Source organism: Sphingopyxis flava (genome assembly GCF_900168005.1).
GTDB classification, from domain to species: domain Bacteria; phylum Pseudomonadota; class Alphaproteobacteria; order Sphingomonadales; family Sphingomonadaceae; genus Sphingopyxis; species Sphingopyxis flava.
Window position 1 is genome coordinate 1 of record NZ_FUYP01000019.1, and the last position, 21,492, is coordinate 21,492.

17 protein-coding genes and 1 pseudogene are annotated in these 21,492 nt (G+C 63.2%); 12 read left to right on the plus strand and 6 right to left on the minus strand.

Going from position 1 to position 21,492, the window contains the following annotated elements:
• Window positions 1–372: 372 nt before the first annotated feature.
• Window positions 373–1,242, plus strand: coding sequence for an enoyl-CoA hydratase-related protein (locus tag B5X69_RS14380; RefSeq protein WP_079639408.1), 870 nt, complete (start codon window positions 373–375; stop codon window positions 1,240–1,242).
• Window positions 1,243–1,410: 168 nt separating this feature from the next.
• Here B5X69_RS14380 and B5X69_RS14385 read toward each other — a convergent pair whose 3' ends face one another.
• Both B5X69_RS14385 and B5X69_RS14395 read right to left on the minus strand, forming a co-directional pair.
• The gene (locus B5X69_RS14385; RefSeq protein ID WP_079639454.1) at window positions 1,411–3,003 is read right to left on the minus strand and encodes a GMC family oxidoreductase; all 1,593 of its coding nucleotides are present in this window, start codon (window positions 3,001–3,003) and stop codon (window positions 1,411–1,413) included.
• Between the two features lie 581 nt (window positions 3,004–3,584).
• Window positions 3,585–5,210: a GMC family oxidoreductase gene (locus tag B5X69_RS14395; protein ID WP_079639410.1), complete on the minus strand. Its 1,626-nt coding sequence runs from the start codon at window positions 5,208–5,210 to the stop codon at window positions 3,585–3,587.
• Window positions 5,211–5,472: 262 nt separating this feature from the next.
• Between B5X69_RS14395 and B5X69_RS14400 the strand changes: the two genes are divergently transcribed.
• The 6 genes from B5X69_RS14400 to B5X69_RS14425 all read left to right on the plus strand — a co-directional run bounded on the left by B5X69_RS14400 (window position 5,473) and on the right by B5X69_RS14425 (window position 11,484).
• Window positions 5,473–6,711, plus strand: coding sequence for an MFS transporter (locus B5X69_RS14400; protein WP_176141622.1), 1,239 nt, complete (start codon window positions 5,473–5,475; stop codon window positions 6,709–6,711).
• Between the two features lie 64 nt (window positions 6,712–6,775).
• Window positions 6,776–7,555, plus strand: coding sequence for an SDR family oxidoreductase (locus B5X69_RS14405; RefSeq protein ID WP_079639412.1), 780 nt, complete (start codon window positions 6,776–6,778; stop codon window positions 7,553–7,555).
• 84 nt (window positions 7,556–7,639) lie between these two features.
• The gene (locus B5X69_RS14410; protein ID WP_079639413.1) at window positions 7,640–8,284 is read left to right on the plus strand and encodes a glutathione S-transferase family protein; all 645 of its coding nucleotides are present in this window, start codon (window positions 7,640–7,642) and stop codon (window positions 8,282–8,284) included.
• Window positions 8,285–8,415: 131 nt separating this feature from the next.
• Window positions 8,416–9,108 carry a TetR/AcrR family transcriptional regulator gene (locus B5X69_RS14415; protein WP_079639455.1) on the plus strand — a complete coding sequence of 231 codons (693 nt, stop codon included), beginning with the start codon at window positions 8,416–8,418 and terminating at the stop codon, window positions 9,106–9,108.
• Window positions 9,109–9,167: 59 nt separating this feature from the next.
• Window positions 9,168–10,415, plus strand: a complete 1,248-nt coding sequence (locus tag B5X69_RS14420; protein WP_079639414.1) for a cytochrome P450 — start codon at window positions 9,168–9,170, stop codon at window positions 10,413–10,415.
• Window positions 10,416–10,626: 211 nt separating this feature from the next.
• Entirely contained in the window at window positions 10,627–11,484 is an 858-nt protein-coding gene (locus tag B5X69_RS14425; protein ID WP_079639415.1) for an SDR family NAD(P)-dependent oxidoreductase, read from the plus strand.
• A 186-nt stretch (window positions 11,485–11,670) separates the two neighbouring features.
• On the opposite strand, the gene B5X69_RS14430 is transcribed toward B5X69_RS14425, so the two are convergent.
• The 3 genes from B5X69_RS14430 to B5X69_RS14440 all read right to left on the minus strand — a co-directional run bounded on the left by B5X69_RS14430 (window position 11,671) and on the right by B5X69_RS14440 (window position 14,284).
• Window positions 11,671–12,648 (minus strand): SDR family NAD(P)-dependent oxidoreductase, encoded by a 978-nt coding sequence (locus B5X69_RS14430; RefSeq protein WP_079639416.1) that lies wholly within the window; start codon window positions 12,646–12,648, stop codon window positions 11,671–11,673.
• 104 nt (window positions 12,649–12,752) lie between these two features.
• The gene (locus B5X69_RS14435) at window positions 12,753–13,220 is read right to left on the minus strand and encodes a VOC family protein (protein ID WP_079639417.1); all 468 of its coding nucleotides are present in this window, start codon (window positions 13,218–13,220) and stop codon (window positions 12,753–12,755) included.
• A 518-nt stretch (window positions 13,221–13,738) separates the two neighbouring features.
• A complete protein-coding gene (locus tag B5X69_RS14440; RefSeq protein WP_079639418.1) occupies window positions 13,739–14,284 on the minus strand; it encodes a nuclear transport factor 2 family protein in 546 nt (181 codons plus the stop codon).
• Between the two features lie 253 nt (window positions 14,285–14,537).
• Here B5X69_RS14440 and B5X69_RS14445 point away from each other — a divergent pair, with 253 nt between their 5' ends.
• The 4 genes from B5X69_RS14445 to B5X69_RS14460 all read left to right on the plus strand — a co-directional run bounded on the left by B5X69_RS14445 (window position 14,538) and on the right by B5X69_RS14460 (window position 19,297).
• Entirely contained in the window at window positions 14,538–15,695 is a 1,158-nt protein-coding gene (locus B5X69_RS14445) for a serine hydrolase domain-containing protein (protein ID WP_079639419.1), read from the plus strand.
• Between the two features lie 8 nt (window positions 15,696–15,703).
• Entirely contained in the window at window positions 15,704–16,024 is a 321-nt protein-coding gene (locus tag B5X69_RS14450; RefSeq protein WP_079639420.1) for a 2Fe-2S iron-sulfur cluster-binding protein, read from the plus strand.
• Window positions 16,025–16,137: 113 nt separating this feature from the next.
• A complete protein-coding gene (locus B5X69_RS14455) occupies window positions 16,138–17,475 on the plus strand; it encodes an aromatic ring-hydroxylating oxygenase subunit alpha (protein WP_079639421.1) in 1,338 nt (445 codons plus the stop codon).
• Window positions 17,476–18,025: 550 nt separating this feature from the next.
• Complete coding sequence (locus B5X69_RS14460) at window positions 18,026–19,297, plus strand: amidohydrolase family protein (protein ID WP_217699130.1); 1,272 nt, start codon at window positions 18,026–18,028, stop codon at window positions 19,295–19,297.
• A 129-nt stretch (window positions 19,298–19,426) separates the two neighbouring features.
• Here the strand turns inward: B5X69_RS14460 and B5X69_RS14465 are convergent, their stop codons facing one another.
• On the minus strand, window positions 19,427–20,257 hold the full coding sequence (locus tag B5X69_RS14465) for an SDR family NAD(P)-dependent oxidoreductase (protein ID WP_079639422.1): 831 nt from the start codon (window positions 20,255–20,257) through the stop codon (window positions 19,427–19,429).
• Window positions 20,258–20,487: 230 nt separating this feature from the next.
• Between B5X69_RS14465 and B5X69_RS14470 the strand changes: the two are divergent.
• Window positions 20,488–21,324, plus strand: a pseudogene (locus B5X69_RS14470) (SDR family NAD(P)-dependent oxidoreductase).
• The last annotated feature ends 168 nt before the right edge of the window (window positions 21,325–21,492 follow it).

Consider the following 21,492-nt stretch of genomic DNA (forward strand, 5'->3'; position numbering starts at 1 on the left):
TGAGGTAACGTCGGTCATGGCGGGTGTAGCCTATGGCAATTTCTGTCCCGGAGCAGGGACGGCTTAGACACCCAATTTCTTACTTCAGAACAGAGATTTACGCTACTCCCGCCTACCGCTCAGACACCCCTTGGTGCATAAGAGCGGTTAGCCGCCGCGCGGCTCTGCGCATGGTCATGGCGAGGACTTTCCGCGCTTCCTGTCGCGGCTATGTTCCTCGTCCTCGCGTCGCGGTTTTTCCGGCAGGGATCCGCTGCGCTGCAGGTGGAAGCCGAAAACCGTGCGTGGCAAGGATGGCGCGGGACCGAAGCGGGATGAAGTGCGAGCGATATGCCGTCGGCGCCTCGAAAACGACAACGAGATGGAGCAAGGATGACGATGACCGACTACGAGCTCATTCGCTATGACGTGGCCGACAAGGTTGCACGCATAACCCTCGACGACCCGACCTCGCGCAATGCTCTCAGCACCTCGCTTCGGCGCGAACTGGTGGCGGCTATCAACCGGGCCGAGCGCGACGATGACGTCTCGGTGATCCTTCTCGCCGGGGCGGGACCCGTGTTCTGCAGCGGCTATGACCTGCGTGGCTATTCGCCTCCCGAAGGCGGCTATATCTCTGCCCAGATGTTCGACAGATGGACCGATCAATACGCGCGCAATTGCGTGAAGGACTGGCTGACGATCTGGGACTGCCTCAAGCCCGTGGTCTGCAAGGTCCATGGTGCCTGCCTGGCCGGAGGCACCGAGGTGATGTCGATGTGCGACATTGTCTTCGTCGCCGACGATGCCCGCATCGGCTATCCCCCAACCCGCGAAATGTCATCGCCAGATACCGGGTATTTCCCGTGGAAGATGGGCATGGCCCATGCAAAATACATGCAGCTCACCGGTTCGACGATCAGCGGCAAGCAGGCGGCCGACTGGGGCTGGGTGGCAAAGAGCTTTGCCGCCGACGACTTCGACGCCGAGGTCGAGAAGGAAGTCGCCGCGCTTGCGACGATCCCGGTTGACATGCTCGCTGCGAACAAGGGATCGCTCAACCAGGCCTACGAGATGATGGGCTTCAAGAATTCCCTGATGATGGCCATCCATTGGCACACGGCCTCGGCCTGGAATCGCCCCAATGCCGGCAACTTCGGCAAGATCGCAGCAGAAAAGGGCATCAAGGGGTATATAGCCTGGCGCGACGAGAAATGGACCGACATCGATTACCGACCGGGCAAGGACGGAAAACCGGTCTGATCCCACCTCGCCGAAGAGCGCGAATTCTGCAAAAGCCAAGACATCGGCACTGACCGTGATCGCATCCGACCGGTCTGCCGATGATGGCGCTGGCTCCAAGCCTTGCGGCGCGAAGCCACGACGCAACCCGCCACTAAACCGGCTTGCGGTTCGTCGCTTGCGCCTGCGTCAGGCAGCGGCGCGTAGCAACATTTCCGCGCCGCGTTCGGCGATGGCGATGGTGGCGGCATTGGTGTTGCCCGAAACCAGCAAAGGCATGACCGAGGCATCGATCACCCGCAGGTTGTCGACGCCGCGCACGCGCAACTCGGGATCAACGACCGCATCTTCACCGCCCATCCGGCACGTGCCGACCGAATGGTAGCCGACGACTGCGGTTTCGCGGATCATGGCATCCCATTCGTCGTCGGATCGCGGCATGACTGCGGGCGAGATGTTTCCCGTGACATGATCGGCCAACGGTTTGCTCGCCATCACCTTGTCGAGGAACTTGAGGAAATTGCGCAGCCGCACCACGTCGCGATAGTCGCCCAGATGGCGATGGTCGATGATCGGCTGTTCGTTGGGATCGCGCGTGGCGAGGCGCAGTTCGCCACGGCTGTCGGGACGCATGCAGTTGCCGCCCACCGAAATCCCCGGCCGCTTGTGCATCTGCGGGCGCCCGCTGGCAAGGTCGATAGCGAGAGGGAGGAACGAGACCGCGATGTCCGGTTCCTCGACATCGGGAGACGATCGCACGCCCGCCATGACCTGCACCGCGGCCGAAGCCATCGGTCTCTTGCGGGTCAGGACCCAGCGTGCCAGGTTGCTCGCGATCGTCAGGGGGCTGAACGGGCTGTTGTAGGTCGGCACGTCGACGAATTTTGCGAGGCCGACGCCGCAATGGTCCTGCAGGTTCTGGCCCACGGGACGATCGCTGACGACCGGAATTCCCATCTCCGTCAGCGCCGCGCCCGGCCCGATACCCGACCGCATGAGGATCGCGGGCGACTGGATTGCGCCGCTGGAAAGCACCACGGTATTGCCCGCGATGTCCTGCACCTGACCGCCGCGCAGCACGCGCACTCCGATTGCGCGGCCCTGCTCGGTCAGCACGCGATCGACCAGCGTGTCGGTCATGGTCCGAAGGTTGGGCCGCGTGCGCGCATCGGCCAGATAGCCGTGCGCGGTGCTGCAACGCCGACCGCCCGGCGCCGTGGTCAGGTTTTCATACACGCCCGATTGGTCACCATCGCAATATTCGGGTCGGTGCGGCACGCCGTTGGCGACGAATGCGGCAATGACCGCATCGGCCAGCGAATGCCGCGTGTTCTGAAGACCGACGCGCAGCGGGCCGTGACTGCCGTGCCACTGCGACGGCTCGCCCTGATAATTCTCGGACTTGAGGAAATATGGCAGCATGTCGGGCCAGTCCCAGCCGGTCGCACCTTTCTCGACCCAGCGGGCGTAATCCTGGCGGTTGCCGCGTACGTAGACCATGCCATTGATCGCGCTCGACCCGCCGAGCATCCGTCCGCCCGTCCAGCCGATCGTGCGCCCGCCGAGGCTCGGATCAGGTTCCGTGCGATAGCTCCAGGAGAAACGGGGATTGCCGATCATCGCGAACGAGCCGACGGGCATGTTGACGAACAGGCTCGCCGTTCGATCCTTGCCCGCCTCGATCAGAACGACACGCACTGCAGGGTCCTCGGTCAGCCGCGCGGCAAGCACGGCGCCGGCGCTGCCGGCGCCCGCACTGATGTAGTCAACGGTCTCGGTCATCGCAGCATCTCTCCGAACATCAACCGCGCCGGCCTTCGGCTCGTTCGGCGGCCGATGACAGCCGGGGGCGTCGCGGCCGAGCGTAGAGACTTGCGACGCCCGAATAAAGACATGTATCTTGTTTCGATGCCGCATCCGGTCGCGCGCAGCGATTTCGCGGCCTGCAGCGAGCCGAACGCCATGCCTTTCCGTCTCGGCCCCCGCAGACCGCATTTCCGGTCGGCGAGGAAGGATCGACCCGCGTCCGGCCGCGCCGGTGGGCGTTCACGGGTGCGGCGTGCCACCTCCTGGACATCGCCCGGTCAAGCGGTCGGATGGGGCCTGATGCAGATCGCCTGCAACATGTCGTAAAGTTCTGAGAGTAAAGTCTCGTCGTCGGCACGCCACTCGCCTTTCCCATGCACATCCTGCTCGCGCGCGACCACGGCATCGTAGACCGCTGTCGCGGTGATGATCTGCCGGTGATGCAGCGGGTCTGCGGGTATGTGCGGGCGAGCTTCTCGAGCCGTCGCATCATGCGCCGTATGGCCACGCAAACTCTCCGTTCGCGCGGGGAGCAAAGGATTCGCACCTGGCCGGCTTCAGGCCGCCTGTGCGCTGGCGTTTCGCCGATCCTCCCGCACGAGCTGCGCGGCGCGCATCGCCATCCCCATCGTCGGGGCATTGGTGTTGCCCGCGACCATCTCGGGAAATACCGAGCAATCGATAACGCGCAGCCCGTCGATCCCGCGCAGCCTCAGCCGGCCGTCGAGAGGAGCGGAATTGTCCCGGCCCATCCGCACGGTGGCGGTGGCGTGATAGCCGGCCCCGCCATAGAGACGGAAAAGATCCAGGATCTCGTCGTCGGTCTGCGCCGTGGCGGTGAAATCGGTTTCACCCACGACGAAAGGCTCCAGCGCGGGCTGAGCCATCAGCTTGCGCACGAAGCGGAATTGCGCGACCGCCGCACGGCGATCGTATTCGTGGGCCAGATGGTTGGGAACGATGTCCAGCATCGCCGCCGGGTCCGCGCTCGTCACCAGTACGCGACCTTCGCTGCGCGGCCGCAAGGTCATGGTGAAGACCTGCATGCCGGGTTCGTCCTCCATCGCCATGCCTTTTGTCGGGTCGAGCGAATAGGGCGCGAACATGAGCTGGCTGTCCGGCCGCTCGCTTTCGGGGAGGGCCTTGACGAAGGCGGCCGCCTCGGACGATCCGTAGCTCATCACGTTGTTGATGCCGAGGACGTGCTTGGTCACGTTGGCAAGCAGCCTGGCGCCGCCGAACTGGTTGTTGACGCTGTCGCGCATGTGCCGCAGCCGCCAGTTCATCATGACGAGGACATGCTCGCGCATGTTGTGGCCGATGCCGGGGCTGTCGAGCAGCACATCGATCCCGGCGTTTCTGAGGTCGTCCGGCGCGCCGATGCCCGAAAGCTGGAGGATGCGCGGCGACCCGATCGCGCCTGCGGAAAGGATGACTTCGCCGCGGCAACGGTATTCCACCGCCGATCCGTCGCTGCGCGTTCCGGCGATGCCCACCGCCCGCCGCCCTTCGACGATCACGCGATCGGTCCGCACACCGGTCTCGACCCGCAGATTGGGCCGGTTGCGTGCCCTCCCAAGGAAACCCCGTGCCGCCGACACGCGGCGGCCCTTGCCATCGATATTCCACTGCAGCGGACCGATGCCTTCCTGCCGCGGGTCCGAATGGTCGGACTTGACCGGAAGTCCCATTTCACGGCCAGCCTCGATCCATGCCTTCATCAGCGGCGAAGGCAAGGGGTGCGTCTTTACCTGGATCGGTCCGCCGACACCGCGGTCTTCGCTGGCCCCGCTGGCGTGATTTTCCAGCGACAGGAAGATCGGGCGCATGTGTTCCCACGACCACTGTTCGCCCGCCAGTTCCCCAAGCCTGTCGTAATCGGCCGCAACGCCGCGGTTCCATACCATGCCGTTGACGCCGCTCGACCCGCCGAGCATCTTGCCGCGGACCCATACTTCCGGCCCGGCCCCGCCTTCGCGGGCGTTCACCGTCGGATAGTAATGGGCTGTCTTCGGATCGGTCAGCGTCTTGCCGAAGCCCTTGGGCATTTCGACCAGAAAGCCGTCGCCCCCCTGTCCCTCTTCCACGAGCAGGACGTTGCAGTCGGGATCGGCCGAAAGCTGATCGGCAAGCACGCATCCGGCGGATCCGCCGCCGACGATGATATAGTCAATGTTGGTCATGGACCAAAGTCTGTTGAGCGGTCGCGCCTTTTGCAAGTGCAATCCCTCGTGTGCGGTCACCTGTGCAGACGTGATCTGCTATCTGATATCGGCCGCATTGGCCGCAGCGATGCGTGCCCGACGCTATCGAAGATGTGCTGCCCGCCGGATTCATCCTCGCAACATCCTCGCAACATCATGGTTATAATCGTTGGCGGGCATGTCTGGTCGCGCGGGTGCTGCCCGCCTAGCGTGCACGACCGAACAAGAGGCGGGCACGAGAATGTTCGCGATGCGGGAGAACCTGAGCACGTGGCAAGCCTGTACGAAGAAAGCCCGCAATCGCCCCCCCGGCGACGAATGGTCGTCGCTCAACCTCGCGGCCAAAGGCGCGCTGGCAATCGTGGGCACCTTCATTTCGGTCGGCCTGTTTTCGCTGGGCGCCGCATTGCCACCGTTGCAGGCCGATTTCGCCGACGAGCCCAATGCCGCCTTGCTCATCCAGTTGATCGGCAGTGTCGGAGCGCCGGCTTTCGCGTTGGCCTCGCCCTTGGCGGGTCGGTTGGTCAGCCGTTACGGCGTGAGGGCGATCTATCTCGCATCGGTGCTGATCTTCACCATTGCCGGCATCGCTCCAGCCGTAAGCGATTCGCTGATCGTCATCCTTGCACTGCGGGTGATTGTCGGCATCGGGGTGGCCGGCGCATTCACCGCAGGCATGGCCGGTATCGCGCGCATGCCGGAAAGCCAGCGGCACATCATGTACGGCCTCACCGCCTTCATCGGCGGCGGGCTGGCGATCTTCGCCTATCCGCTGGTCGGCAGCCTTGCCGCGGCTGATTGGCGACCGGCGTTCCTCGTTCATCTGATGTTGCTGCCCGCCGCGATCATGGCGCTGTTCCTGCCGCGCCATCGGCAGACCGCCGGATTGTCGGCCGTCGCGGCGAAAGCGGTGGGGCGACTGGCCGGCGTGCCGCCGCAACTGCTTCTCGCCGCGGCGGTGGGCGGCTGGGCGATCGTCTCGACCAGTATCTATTCGCCGTTCTATCTTGCGGCAAAGGGCGTCACGAATCCGGAACGGGTCGGCATGGTGTTGTCGGTCATGGCCATGTGCTCGCTCGCCGGGTCGGGATCGTACGGCTTTGCCCAGAAGTGGCTGGGCACGAAGGTCATGGTGTTTCTCGCGATGGTGCTCTCCGCCGTCGGATGCGTGTTGCTTGCCGTGGGCGGGGCGCTGCCGCTGGTGATCGTTGGGCTGGGCTTGATGGGGGCGGGACTGGCGATGTTCGGCGCGGCGTCGTACGCACTGGCGATCGAATCCATTGGCATCGCCGGAGATCCGGGCGCGGCGACCGGCATGGTCAGCCTTGCCCTGTATCTGCCGCAAGTGCTGTTTCCGCTGGTTGCGGGCGTCGTGGGCGGCGCCTTCGGACCGCCCATGGTCTATGCCATGCTCGCCGTCATGCTCGCAGTTGCCACAGCGGTCTTGGCCGTTCGCCGCTCGTCGGCGGCTTCGGCATAGCCTTACTTCCGTCCGGCAGGGGCCGGGCCAAAGCGTTTCAATCGACACGGAGAATGTTGCTGGTATGGGCAGGACGATTGTGATCACCGGTGCTGCATCGGGTATCGGGCGCGCCACACGAACGACGCTGGAAGATCAGGGCCACCGCGTCATCGGCGTCGACCTGCACGGGGTTGAGGTCGTCGCCGATCTGTCGACCCCTGGCGGACGCGATGTCATGGCAAAGGCAGTGACGGCGCTGGCTACAGAGGGAATCGATGCCGTGATCGCAGTGGCGGGCAGGCCCGCGCCCGCGCCCGTTCCCGCGATCCTGGCGCTCAACTATTTCGGCGCCGTGGCGACGCTTGAACTGCTGCGGCCCCTGTTGCTGAAGTCGCAATCGCCTCGCGCCGTTGCGATTACGTCGACCGCCTCGCTGACGGACTATGATCCGGCGCTGGTCGATTCGTGCCTTGCGGGCGACGAGGCCGCCACACTGCTTCGCGCCGAAGACGTCGATCCCAATTCGGCGACGGGATATGCAACCAGCAAGCACGCGCTCGCCAAGTGGCTGCGCCGCGCGGCCATATCGGAAGACTGGGCCGGGTCGGGAATTCTGCTCAACGGCGTTGCACCGGGCCGCACGCTCACGCCGATGACCGAACCGTTCTTCGCGACCGAGGAAGGGCGCGCCATGCTTGACGAGGCGACCCCCATCGCGCTTTCCGACTGTCCCTATGGCAAGCCGGAGGAACTGGCCGAGGTCATCAGCTTCCTTGCCACGTTGCGCGGGCGCTACCTGGTTGGCCAGATACTTTACGTGGATGGCGGGACCGAGGCGATCGGTCGCCCTCAGGCGATCTGAGTTGCCGACAGTGCGATCCGGGAAAGCCGGGTCGGTCAGGGCCGGATGCGCAGCCCGAAACGATTAACATGAAGGACGGAAACCTTGAAACTCCATGCCGTGACCCACTCCCCCTTCGCGGCGCGCGTCAAGATGGCGCTGCGCTTCAAGGGCCTATCGTTCGAGCAGGTGCCGCTACCGGGCGGGAGCACGCGTTCGGCGGAATACCTCGCCATCAATCCGATCGGCAAGCTGCCGGTGCTGGTCACCGACGACGGCCTCGTAATCGCGGAATCGGAAACGATCATCGATTACCTCGAGGATACGTTTCCCGAACCGTCGCTCATCCCGAGCAGACCGGCGGACCGCGTCCGGATGCGCAATGCGATCCGGACGACCGAACTCTACGTCGTGCCCGCCCTATTTCGCCTTTTTGGCCAGATGGACCCGGCAACGCGCGATGTGACCATCGTGGCGGCGGAACTGGCCCAGATACGAAACGGCCTTGGCGTGGTGCAGCATTTCGTCGACGATGCGCCCTTTGCGACGGCTGGCGTGCTGACGAAGGCCGATTGCATGATCCTGCCGACCTTCCTGCTGATCGACATCATCGAGCATCTTTTCGCAGTCGAAGGTATCATGCAGGCGTTTCCCCGCCTCGCCGGTTATGCCGAGAAGGCGAAGGGGCATGAGGTGCTCGGCGCAGTCCGGGACGAGACGGTGGAGGCGCTGAGTGCATTGATGGGATAGTCGGCGCATGCTTGGCACCTTGCCACTAACTGCTATAGCGCCTGCGGGCGCATGGAATTGCAACGTGCTGGCATGCCTTGCCACAAGTGGCGGGCGACGCGCGATGGTGGGTGAAAGACAATCTTACGGCCATGAGCAGGACCGAACGGATACCGGCAGCGACGCAAGGGCCGGATCGCGCGACCACGCCACCCGGCAACGTTCGCCGTCGTCGTCGCACGCGCGAAAACGTCGAGGAGCGGATCTGCGACGCCGCGCGGCAGGTCTTTGCGGAACGCGGATACCACGGGGCGACGACACGAGGTATCGCGAGCGTTGCCGACGTGTCGGAGACGTTGCTGTTCCGATATTATCGCAGCAAGGCCATCCTCTTCGAGGAAGTGATTGTCCAGCCGTTCAACCGGTTCATGCAGGAATTCCTGCAACAATATCCCACCAACGAGGATCGCAAGAGCGGCGAACGTCGCAATTTCGTCGCCGCCTACGAACTCTTCGAGAAGAACCGTTCCGTATTCATCGCCCTGCTGGCGGCGAAAGGAACGCCGACCGAAGAAGGCGGCGAGCCATCGTTCATCGGCCTGCTGCCGTTCTTCAATGCTGCCGCCGCGGAACAGGTGCAGAAATACGCCGACCTTGGCACCGAACCTCCGTTCGACATGGGGCTCGGCATCCGGCTGGCGTTCGGCATGCTGGCCTCGTCCGTCCTGATGAGCGACTGGCTGTTTCCCGAGGGCACTCCACCCCGCGAGCAGCTGGTCGATCTTCTGGAACTGCTGGTGGATCGGGCACTCGATCCCCTTGCCGCGCGGGACTCCACACGTTGACGGAACGGGCTCTTCAGCTTATGTGGCAATTACTACATATCGGAGAGAGAGATCGAGTCATGGCCACCGCAATCAAGATCCAGGAATTCGACGATCCGTCGTACAATCCGTTCGTGTCTCACGAGGACAATTTCGGTACGGAGGCCGATCCCTATCCCTTCATCCATGAGCTTCGCTCGAAAGGGGCCGTCATCCCCGGCTCGTTCCGCAGCCTTCTCGGGTACCACTGCTATTACGGCGATGCGCCCAGTTTCACGATCGTCGGCAGCAAGGAAGTCGAACAGGTTCTCGTCGAAGCAAACCGTTTCTCGAACTCCGGCTACGAACTGACGCTTGGGCGAACGTTCGGCATGGGCAGCATCAGCGTCATGGACAATCCGGTGCACGGCCGCTGGCGCAAGATCTTCCAGAAGATATTCCTGCCGCAGCACGTGAAGATGTGGGGGGACACGATTGTCGACCCTGTCGTGCACAGCCTGATGTCGAAGTTCCTGCCCTCGGGCAAGGCCGATCTCGTGCAGGATTTCACCCACGCCTATCCGTTCGAGGTCATCTACCACCAGCTCGATCTGCCGCGTAGCGACGTCGACACTTTCCAGCGCCTGGCGATCGGGCAGACCGACTTCGAACACATGCCGCAGGCCATGGAGGCCGGTGTGAAGCTCGGCGAATACTTCAAGGCGCTCATCGACGAACGCCGCGCCAATCCCGGGGATGACCTCATCAGCCTTCTGGCCACGACCGAGGTCGACGGCGAGCATCTGCCGGAGTTGGTCCTGGTGTCGTTTCTGCGCCAGTTGATGAACGCGGCCGGCGACACGACCTATCGCGGGACCAGCATTCTTCTGACCGCCCTGCTGCGCAACCCCGACCAGTTCGAGGCGTTGCGCAACGACCGCAGCCTGATTCCCGCGGCGATCGAGGAAGGACTCCGGTGGGATGGTCCGGTCCTCAGCCAGCTGCGCGTCGCGAAGGAAGACACCGAGATCGGCGGCGTGAAAATTCCCGCCGGCGCTTTCCTTGACGTGCTTGCCGGCGCGGCCAATCGCGATCCCGCGATCTATCCCGATCCCGACCGGTTCGACATCATGCGTTCGCGCCACCCGCACTATTCGTTCGCGCGCGGGCCGCACATCTGCGTGGGGCAGCACCTGGCACGCGTCGAGATGACGCGCGCACTTCATGCGGTTATCGACAATCTGCACAACCTGCGCCTCGATCCGGACATGCCCGAACCGGCCATTCGCGGCTACATGATGCGCGTGCCGGAGCACCTCTACGTCCTCTTCGATCCGAAGGCGGTCTGAGGCACGGGTCGACAAGGCGCAGCGCTGGGCGATACGCGTATCATCCTGCGCCCCGCGAGCCGGGGTCGGGCGATAGCCGTCGGCTGGCCATATCCGGCCGCAAGGACAGGCCCGGTGTTCCCCACCCGACAGGCAGGCGCCGGGCCCTGTCGATCACCAGATGGCCAGGCGTCGGAGCGGCGCTTCGGTCACTGCTGCAAAGGAAGAGTTGATGACAGGCCAGCCGATCGTGCTGGTGACCGGATGTTCGACAGGGATCGGGGTGCACATTGCCGTCGGTCTGGCGCAGGCGGGGCATCGTGTCGTGGCCACCATGCGCGACCTCGGCAAGCGGCAGGTCCTGTTGGCCGAGGCCCAGAAGGCGGGCGTCGAGCTCGACCTCCGTGCGCTCGACGTGACCGAACCGGCGTCGATCGATGCCTGCGTGGCGGGGCTGATGGCCGATTACGGGCGGATCGACGTGCTGGTCAACAACGCGGGCGCCGGCGTCATCGCTTCGCTTGAGCAGACGTCCGACGCCGACCTCCGCTGGATCATGGAGGTCAACTTCTTCGGAGTCTGGAACCTTACGAAGGCGATCGTGCGGCACATGCGCGAGGCCGGTAAGGGCCGTATCGTCAGCGTCACGAGCGTTGGCGGGATGGTCGGTCAACCACTCAACGACGCCTATTGCGCGGCCAAGTTCGCAGTTGAAGGGATGATGGAATCGTTGGCGCCCATCGCGCTCGCAATGGGCGTCAGGGTGAGCGTCGTCGAGCCTGGGCCGGTGAATACGGAATTCATGACAAGCGCCAACGCCGCCTCAACGCAGGCTGAGGCCGCGTTGACGCCGCCCTATCAACGGATCGCCGCAAATTACCATGCGCTGTCGGCACAGGCTTTTGCTTCGCAGGGCCAGTCGGCGACCGAAGTAGCGGCCACCGTCGTCGAGGTCGTTCTTGCCGAAATGCCGCCGTTCCGAACCATGACCAGCGAGATGGTTCGGGCGATGGTCGCCGCCAAGGCAGGCGACGAGACAGGAAATTCGGTGATCGAGAATTTCGCAAGGGTCGTCGCCGGCTGGGAATGATCCCGCTACAGCTGCGAGTTTACTGCGGACCCTGATCTGGCGATTTCGTGCATTCGCGCGACCTGGCGTATCTTGCGATGCGAAAATGCACCGCTCGGTCCGGGGTAGCGGACGGCCAACCGGCCGTCCGCTCCATTTCCAGGGATCGTCGGGCCTTTGCGAACCCTTCTTCCTGTCGCCTCGAATTCAGGAATGAATCCCGCGTGCGCGTGCCACTTTCGCGGCGATCGTGAATTCGTCGTAGTTGTGTGCCGGCAAGCTGAAATCGCGCAGCTCGCTGATTTCCTCGAAGTTGGCGCCAATGTCCTCGACAGCCGGGGGAGTCGTGCCTGCGGGCGAAACCCAGCCCTCCGCTTCGGCGAGCCGCACGCGCGAATAGCGTCCGCTGTTCGACGAGTAGATGCCCTGCGTCGCGGTGCACGCCTCGCTCACCAGATAGACGGCCAGCGGCACGGTGAATTCGGGGGTCATACGGCCATCGGCAAACGAGAAGTCGGTCGACTGCAACGCTTCGGCGAAAGCCGGAATTTCCATGTAGCCGGGCGTCATCACCTCCTCGAGCCGGGACAGCGCGTTGGGCAGCAGGACATTCGACTGGATGCCATAGGCAGAGCCCTCGATCGCCACGGCGTTCGACAGGCCGATCATGCCCGCCTTGCTGGCCGCGTAATTGGCCTGCCAAGCGTGACCGAACGCGCCCGACGACGAACCGGTGAAGAGAATGCGCCCATAGCCGCCGGCGCGCATGGCGCGATAGGCGGGCTGACCGACATAGAAGGCACCCTTCAGGTGCACGTCAACGATCGGATCGATCTCTTCATCGGTCAGGTCTTCGAACCTGTTGTTGCGCAGGAACCCTGCGTTGCTGATCAGCACGTCGACTTTGCCCCATGTGTCGAGCGCGGTCTGGACGATGGCGGCACCGCCGGCGCGGGTCGCGACGCTGTCGGTGCTGGCCACGGCCTCGCCTCCGGCGTCGGTGATCTCCTGCACCACGCGCTGGGCGGCACTTGCCGAGGCGCCGACTCCCGACGGGCTGCCGCCAAGGTCGTTGACGACGACCTTGGCGCCGCGCCGCGCCAGTTCGAGTGCATAGCCGCGGCCAAGGCCGCTGCCCGCGCCTGTTACGATCGCGACGCGGTCGTCAAACTGGATATCCGTCATTGCAATGTCTCTCCGATTATCTTGGGCGCAGCCTAGCGGGCCGCAAACACCTGTAAATCTGGTCAGGTCGCACGATCACATGCGAGATTCGTGGGCCCGGTCAGTCAGAAGATGCTGCCTTCCACGCTGCGGAACATCTCCTTGCCGCCCTCGTCGAGGCGGACGTATTCGAGGTAGTGGCCCAGCAGCGGAACCGTATCCACATAGAGGAAATCTAGCGAGCCCGGCATCGACCCTTCGGTCGCGACCGGCGTTCCGCTTTCGACATGTGCCGCTCTGATTGCCGCCAGTTCCTCGACGCTATCGACCAGGATGCCGTAATGATGCTGACGCAAGGCAAATCCGTCGATGCCCGCGATCCATCCGGAATATATGCCGGTGGCATCGTTGATCGGCTGGATCACCTCGATCATCGTGCGCCCGGCAAAAGCCAAGCCGATGGTCATGATGTCGCCGAATTCGATTTGGGTGAAGGGGCCGGTCGCGAAACGCGTGCGAAAAAGGTCTGCCGCCTTTGCGACATCGTTGGTCACGTAGGCGAGCTGGAATACGTTGGCGAGTTGCGGCACCATGCCGGCCTCCTGTAGCTGGTTTGCTGTTTCGATGCTGCGCGGGCATACCAGTCCGTGCTGTCATCGCTCCACGATGTTGCAGGTCGCGCTCCAGTTATCTCCATCGTGATGGCTTTTCGCCACCAGCCCGGTTTCATCTTGGTCGACGTTATGAGAATGCGATCGTCGAACCGTGGTGCACGGAAGCGGCGGCCGGTCATCTCCGGCTGACCGGGAAAAGGAGCGCAGATGGACTGGCACGTTCCTGCTGCCGGTCATGGGCGTCGGCGGCTGCACCGTCCTCCTCGACGGGGCCAAGGCGCCCGTAATCTCGGATACGATCGAGCAGGAGCGCATTACTGCCAGCTTCATGCCGCCCACCCTTATCTTCTCGATGATCGATCATGCGCAGGCTGCGGGTATCCGGTACACCCGGATGAAGCACCTGATCTACGGCGCAGCACCGATGTGGACGGCAAGAGCCGTCCCTTTCTCGTTGGCTTGCCCACCGTCTCAAGTGGCAAGGGTTCGCACCACTTTCAGCCATGTCCCCTTTTCAGCCGCTCCGGGTCAATTTCGAGCGGGCGCATATAGGCCGGATCGCTGGTGTCGCGCGTTGACGGGGAGAACGGACCGTCGCCGGCCTTACCCTCAGGGTCGAAAGCCTCTCCCAGCGCATTGATCACGCAGATCCGCCGCACGATGCCCCACCGCCCGCCGCGACGTTCGAACCGGTCGATGTAGCGACCCGACGTCGAGGTTTGATGCGGCACCTCGCGATTCACCGAATGGAAGGTGAAGTAGGTCTCGGCATGGGCGGTATCGCCCTCGATCTCGCAAAGGTGATTGTGAAGGGCATGCAGGGTGCGGAGCTGATGCCGGCCGTGATAATCGAATGCCCAGTCGATGAACCCCTCGACGTCACCGACATACTCGCCGTGATCGTCCACGGCATCTTCGTGATAGGCCGATCTCACCGCCTCCCGATCGAACCGGTCGACGCCGCGGCAATAGCGGTGCAGGCAGTCGAGGATCTCCTGACGGTCCATCAATTCGCGAACTTGCGCCTCGAAACTCGTGCTCATCTGTCTCTCCGAATTCTGTCACAATGCCCCGCAGGAATGTGACTTTCCGCCACGCACAATAGCCGGGTGGATGCGGTCGCCTATCGCATTCCCGGAGATATCTGGCATGTGATCTTGTGTCGGCCGGGCGTGGCCGTCGCGGACTCGCTATTGGCGGCCACGCATGGTTGTGCGAAGCTTGCCGTCGCATTTTGGCCGGCGCTCGATGCCCTCGAACTTCGCGCCTGCCCCTCACTTTCCGGGAGATGATAGAATGTCCAGCCAGACGATCAGTCGGTCGCAGCACGTTGATGAAACCATCGCCAGGTTGATTTCCGAAGGCAAGGAAGTCGGTGTGCAGGTGGCGGCATACCTCGACGGAAAGCTGGTGATCGACACCTGGGATGGCCTCGCCGATCCGGACACCGGCCGCAAGGTCGATGGCGACACGCTGTTCAACATGTTCTCCGTCACCAAACCGCTAGCAGCGACGGCCCTTCACATCCAGGTCGCGCGCGGGCTGGTCGATTACGATGCGCGCGTCGCCGACTATTGGCCGGAATTCGGTTGCAACGGGAAAGAGCCGACGACCATCCGCGACGTCCTGACCCATCGCGCCGGCGTTCCGCAGATGCCCGAGGGCGTCACCCCCGAACTGATGTGCGACTGGGACTGGATGACCGACGGGATCGCCAAGCTCACGCCGCTGGCACCTCCGGGTGAAAAGGCCCTGTACCTTTCGCTGACCTTCGGCTGGCTGGTGGGCGAGGTCGTCCGCCGCACCGATCCGGCAAGGCGCGATATCGGCACCTTCATTCGCGAAGAGATCGCACTTCCGCTCAACGCGCCCGATCTATGGGTCGGGCTGCCGGACAGCGAGTTGCCGCGCGTGGCCAAGCTGGTGAACGCGATCACGCCCGTTCCCCCCGAACATGCGCCGCCGCTCTATACCGCATCGATGCCGCCGCAGGTCGATCTCATCCCCGAAGTGTTCGAACGACCCGACGTGCGCCGCGCACCCATTGCCGGGGTCGGAGGGATATTCACGGCGCGCAGTTGCGCCCGGTTCTGGGCCATGCTTGCGCAGGGCGGAGAACTCGATGGCGTGCATATCCTGCCTGCCGAAATGGTGGCGACGTTCAACACCCCGCGGGCCAACAGCGACGAGGCCGACCCCGTGATGTTCGGATTCCCGGTTCCGCTGGGGATCGGCGGCTTCTGGCTGGGTGGCGAGACCTTCTCGGTCGCGGCCGCAAAATATCCGCGCGCGCTGTGCCATCCCGGAGCCGGCAACTCAATCGGATTTGCCGATCCGGAAACGAAGCTGGCGGTGGCGATCGCGCACAATCGCATGCAGGCCCCGCAATCGCGAGAGGACGATCATACCACGATGATCGCCGACGCGATCCGCGCCGATCTCGGGCTTGACTGAAGCCGTACGTGCCGAGACTGCATTTCGTCGGCGATGACGGCACGCGATACGAAGTGGAGGCGCGTGTCGGAGAGACTGTGATGCTTGCCGCGCGCGCAGCCGACGTGCCCGGTATCATCGGCGAATGCGGCGGCAGCATGAATTGCCTGACGTGTCACTGCTACGTCGCGCCGGCCGACATCGCGCGCATCGGGCCGCCGACGCAGATCGAGAGCGATTTGCTGGATGGCGTGATCGAGGCGCGCGAGAACAGCAGGCTGACTTGCCAGATAGTGGTGCGCGCCGACCTCGACGGCGTGACGTTCAGTGTCCCGCAATGGCAGGGGTAGGAAGTTTGCCCCATCTCTCGAAAAGAGACGAGTCTTGTGTAGCATACGCTGCATAGCTAGATTGCAGCCGTAAACGTGAAGTATCTTGAATTTTGGCGGAGGAGCTGAAGACGATGGCCACACAACTCAAGCAGGCCGGATCCGCGCCGCAGTTGCGTGCGGACAACTATCTCTCGCGGGATTTCGCGAAGGCAGAGAACGAACATCTGTGGAGCAAGGTTTGGCTCGTCGCGGGCCGCGAGGAAGAGCTCAGGAACGTCGGTGACTTCCTGACCTTCAATGTCGCCACCGAATCGATAGTGGTCGCGCGTGGCAAGGACGGTCTTGTCGCCTATCACAACGTCTGCCCGCACCGCGGTCGCCGCCTTGCGGACGGTTGCGGCCGCGCCAGTCAGTTCCGTTGCAAATATCACGGATGGACCTTCAACCTCGAGGGGAAGAACGTTCAGGTCCTCGATCGTCACGACTGGGAAGGCAGCCTTGATGACGAGCGGATCGATCTCTGGCCGGTCCGGGTCGACACCTGGGCGGGTTTTATCTGGATCTGCATGGACGAGGACGCCGAAACGCTTGCCGAGTATCTCGAGACCATTCCCGAGCATCTCGATCCTTTCGAGATCGAGGAAATGCGCTTTCGCTGGAAGGTCGAATTGCATCTTCCGGTCAACTGGAAGGTCGCCCTCGAAGCGTTCATGGAAGGCTATCACGTCGCCGCGACCCATCCGCAGCTGATCAAGGTGGCTGGCAACGACTATACCCAGAGCTTCGCGCACGGGAAGCATGCCCATTTCGGCTACTGGAAGGATGTGCAGCCGCTGGGCACCAGTTCTCCGCGTCTGGCAGGCAATGTCTATGCCGATGCGCGCGAAGGCGTGGTCGAGTTCTTCCGGCAGATCGAGGAAGACCTGAACGCCATCCAGACCGACCGCGATTTCGAAGCCGCCAAGAAGATCATGGACATCCTGCCCGAGGGCACCGATGCGATGACCGCGATGATCACAGCGATCGAGCTGGGTCGCCAGGCAGCGATCGACGACGGAGCGGCCTATCCGGAAAAGCTGACTTTCGAGGCGATGGCAAAGGCCGGCAGCGACTGGCACATCTTCCCGAACTGCGTCACCCTCCCGTATTTCGATGGTGCGCTGTGGTATCGCGCGCGGCCGGACACTGCCGATCCCGATAATCCCGAAAAGTGCCTGTTCGAGATCTGGTCCTTGAAGCGCTATGCGCCGGGCAAGGAGCCGAAGATCGAAACGCGCGTCATCATGGATCCGACCAAGGAAAGCGTGGGGCTTATCCTCGATCAGGATATTGCCAACATGACCGAGGTGCAGGCGGGAATGAAGTCGAGCAAATTCAAGTATGCGCGCCCCAATCCGGTGCAGGAAATGGAAGTGATCAACTTCCATCGCACGCTCGAACAGTACGTTCTCGGACAGGCGAGGGGCTGAACGCCCCCTTCGCTCCGGCAATTTAGCGGGGAGGCGGTTCGGGTTCGAACCGCCTCTCTTTTTCATGCGCGATTTCCGGTCCGCAAGGATGCTGCCGGCGATGCCGGAACGAGTGCATCCGGAGATTCGCGGCGCGGCGTTGCCGACGAGGGCAGCGGCCGGCCGCGGCATCTATCCGCCATGTGATGCCGCCCGGGGCGGTTATCAAGAAGCATAGCGTGTCCGCTCGCTCGACGTGCCTCTGTCGGCGGTGCGATCTCTTGCCTTGCCGTGATAGCTGTCAATACCAGTTGCGCGGTAAAAAATTGTAAAAAATGGCTTTTTTGAGAAATGCCCGCCCGCCCATTCTCTCGGACGGACGAGGGCGACGCACGGTTCCGAGCTTGTTCCGCTCCCAGCACCATCGGCCAGGGACATCCGGCAATTCACCCTAACGATTGTTCGGTTTTGTTTGCGGTGAACGCGGCGTTGGGCTACAAAGGACGTACGGCCGGCAGCGTCCTGAACGACTCTCCCGGCGACCGAATTTCCGTTAACGAAGGAACGAACCGTGGCCGCAAACCAGTCAGCCCTGAAGTCAGTCGACAATACGAAGCCGCACTATGACGGACCGATCTTCGACAGCGATACCCATATCCAGGAGAAGGACTATTCGTTCTTCGCCAAGTATCTGCCCGAGAAGTATCATGCGGAATGGATGCCCCAGCGCAAGCATGCGCCGGACGGCCGCTTCGTGCTGTATATCGGCGACACCCCGATTGAAAATGCCGACCTTCAGGAAGACGGGCTCATCCCGCCGCCGGGCAAGCTGAAGGAATGGCTCCGCGCGATCTCGACCGGCAAGGCGGTTGCCGCATCGCACAAGGTCACTCCCGACATGAACGAGCTTGGCCCGCGCCTTGCCAAGCTTGACGAATTCGAAGTCGATGGCTCGATCATGTTCGTCGGCGAATTCGTCTCGTCCTTCGGCCAGATCATGCTCAAGGCCGAAGAGCGGGGTTCGGAAGGCGCCAACGCGCTGTTCCATGCGTGGAACGAGTATCTCGTCAACGAGTGGGGGCTAAACGCCGACGATCGCATCTACACCACAGCGATCCTGTCGCTCCACGATCTCGACTGGGCGGTACAGGAAGCCAAGTGGCTGGTGGAGAATGGCGTGCGTGTCGTGGTGATGCCGATGGGCCCCGCCCATGGCAAGTCGCCGGCCGACCCGTCTTTCGACCCCCTGTGGCAGGTTCTGAACGACGCAGGCGTCGTCGTGACCTTCCACGTTTCCGAAGCCAACTTCATGCACAGCGTGATCCGGGAATGGGGCGAACTGCCGCTCCAGTCGCGCAAGTCGGGGCAGACGGCCTGGCAGTGGATGTTCGCCTACAGCGAAATCCCGGTGATGATGACGATGGCCAACTTCGTCTATTGGAACTTCTTCGAGCGCTTCCCCAACATCAAGATGGCCAGCGTCGAGAACGGAGCCGAGTGGCTGCCGCGCTTCCTCTACAAGATGGACAAGATGCGCGGCATGGCGCGCAGCGGCTGGTGGCCGATGGGCCAGCTGAAGGAACGTCCTTCGACGATCTTCAAACGCAATTGCTTCGTCGTCGCCTACCCGGAAGACGACATCAAGGGCATCGTCGATCAGCTTGGCGGTGACGCCAGCTGCATCCTGATGGGTTCGGACTATCCGCACGCCGAAGGCGTGGCCCGCCCGCGCGACTTCGTCGAGGAAGGCTGCAAGGGCCTTACGCCCGAACAGATCGAACAGATCATGTTTTCCAACGGCCGGCGCATGCTGCCCAAGGGCCGCAACGGACTTGTCGCCTGACGCAGAAATCGGGACACCAGCAAAAAAGGGGGGGGCGGGCCTTGCGGCTCGCCCCCTTTTTTTGCAATCCGCGTCCTCAGGTGGCGCAGACCGGCGGGAGTCGGAGTTCGTCTCCGATCCCCGCCGAGATCACTGCGGCATCGATCCGCGTGACATCAGTTCCATCAGGTCCACCGATGTGGGCGAGTGCGCCGAAATTCCGCCATCGACCTGGATGATCTGGCCGGTCACGTAGCTCGCCCGATCCGATGCGAGGAAGGCCACGACCTCGCCGATTTCCGAGGGCCTTGCATAGTCGCCGGTCAGCGTATGGCGGCGGAAGATCTCGCGCAGGTCGTCGGGAAGTCCTTTCTGCAGCGAGCTGGTCATCACCGGACCCGGCGCTATCGCGTTGCAACGGATGTTCTGCGCACCATACTGCGTCGCGATGTAACGTGTCAGCGTTTCGACCGCGCCTTTCGACGCCGCATAGGCTGTCGTGAAGAAATTGCCGGCAACCACCGTTCCGCTGCTGATGTTGATGATCGAGCCACCGCCGCTCCTGATCATGGCCGGGATCGCATGCTTGCACATCAGCATGGTTCCGCGAGTGTTGACGGCAAAGGTCTCGTCCCACCAGTCGACGTCCATGTCACACAGCATCAGATCGCGGTCCGCGCTCGTCCGGGCGGCATTGTTGTCGATCGCATCGAGGCGGCCGTAAGTCTCGAGCGTGAACGTGATCAGGTTCCGCACCGCATCTTCCTGCGAGATGTCGGCGACGCAGGATGCGACGGCGTAGCCCTTGTCCCGCAATGCCTGCGTCGTTTCGATCAGGGGATCTTCCGATACGTCGACCAGCACGACGTTCGCCCCCTCGCGCGCGAGTATTTCAGCCGTCGCGGAGCCGATGTTGCCGGGCAGTCCCGCGCCTGTCACGATGGCGACCTTGCCCGTCATTTCTCCACCCAATGCACCCATTCCCGTTCTCCCCATGCCACTTCGGCAATCACGGCAGCCAGCCTAGTCCATGGCCTACCCACGGCAAGCGAGCGGGGACTTCAAATCCCATCCATAGCGAATGCGACAGGGCGGCCACGGATCGCCATTGCGCTTTGGTGTTCGGCCACGATCGGCTTTACTTGCGACCGCATTCAACGCTGGACGGTGCAGGTGCGCCGCCATGGGCTGCACGGGAGAATTCGATGGAGATGGAACTCAAAGGCAAGCGTGCCCTGGTCACGGGCAGCTCGTCCGGAATCGGTGCCGCGATCGCACGCATATTGTCGGAAGAGGGGGCCAAGGTCATGGTCCACGGCCGTGACGAGGAGAAGACCAGGGCTGTTGCGCAGCGCCTGATCGACGCGGGCGGCGAAGCGGCATAGGTGACCGGCGAGCTGAACCTCGAAGCCGATTGCGCCGAAGTCGCAAGCCACGTGCTCGAACAGTTTGGCGGCGTCGACATCCTCGTCAACAACGCAGGCGGTTTCGCCGCATCGGGACGCCCGGATTCCACCGCCGAAAGCTTCAACCGGCCGTGGCTCGAGACGCCGTGGGACGATTGGCGCTGGACTTACGAGCAGAACGTCGGTTCGACGGTTCGGCTGATCCAGGCCCTTGCTCCCGGCATGATCGAGCGTGGGTGGGGTCGCATCATCAACATCTCCAGTGCATCGGCGACCCAGACCGAACCTGACCTTGCCGATTATCAGCCGGCGAAGGCTGCGATCACCAACCTTACCAGCGGACTGGCAAAGTCGCTTTCGGGGACCGGAGTGACCGTCAATGCCGTGACACCGGGCACGATCGCCACCGAAGGCGTGAGGGCCGGCTTCGTGGAATGGGCAAGGCAGCTCGGGTGGTCGGAACTCGACTGGCCGACGATAGAGCGCCGCTTTACCAGCGAAGTCATTCCGCAGCCGACGAAGCACTTTGGCCGGCCAGAGGACATCGGCCGCATGGTCGTATTTCTGGCGAGCCCGCAGGCAAGCTACATGACGGGGTCCAATTACCGCGTCGATGGCGGCCAGTGCCGTTCGATCAATTGATCCGGCCAGCGGGCAGGCAGGATGGCTACCTGCCACATCGTTGACGCGCACAAGACACGAAAAGGGCGTGATCCCGTCAAATAGACCGGATCACGCCCTTGGCGTTCGCGGGCTGGCGGCGCTGCTGCCACCGGCGCACGTCTCCCTGTATATCGATGGTCCTTTTGA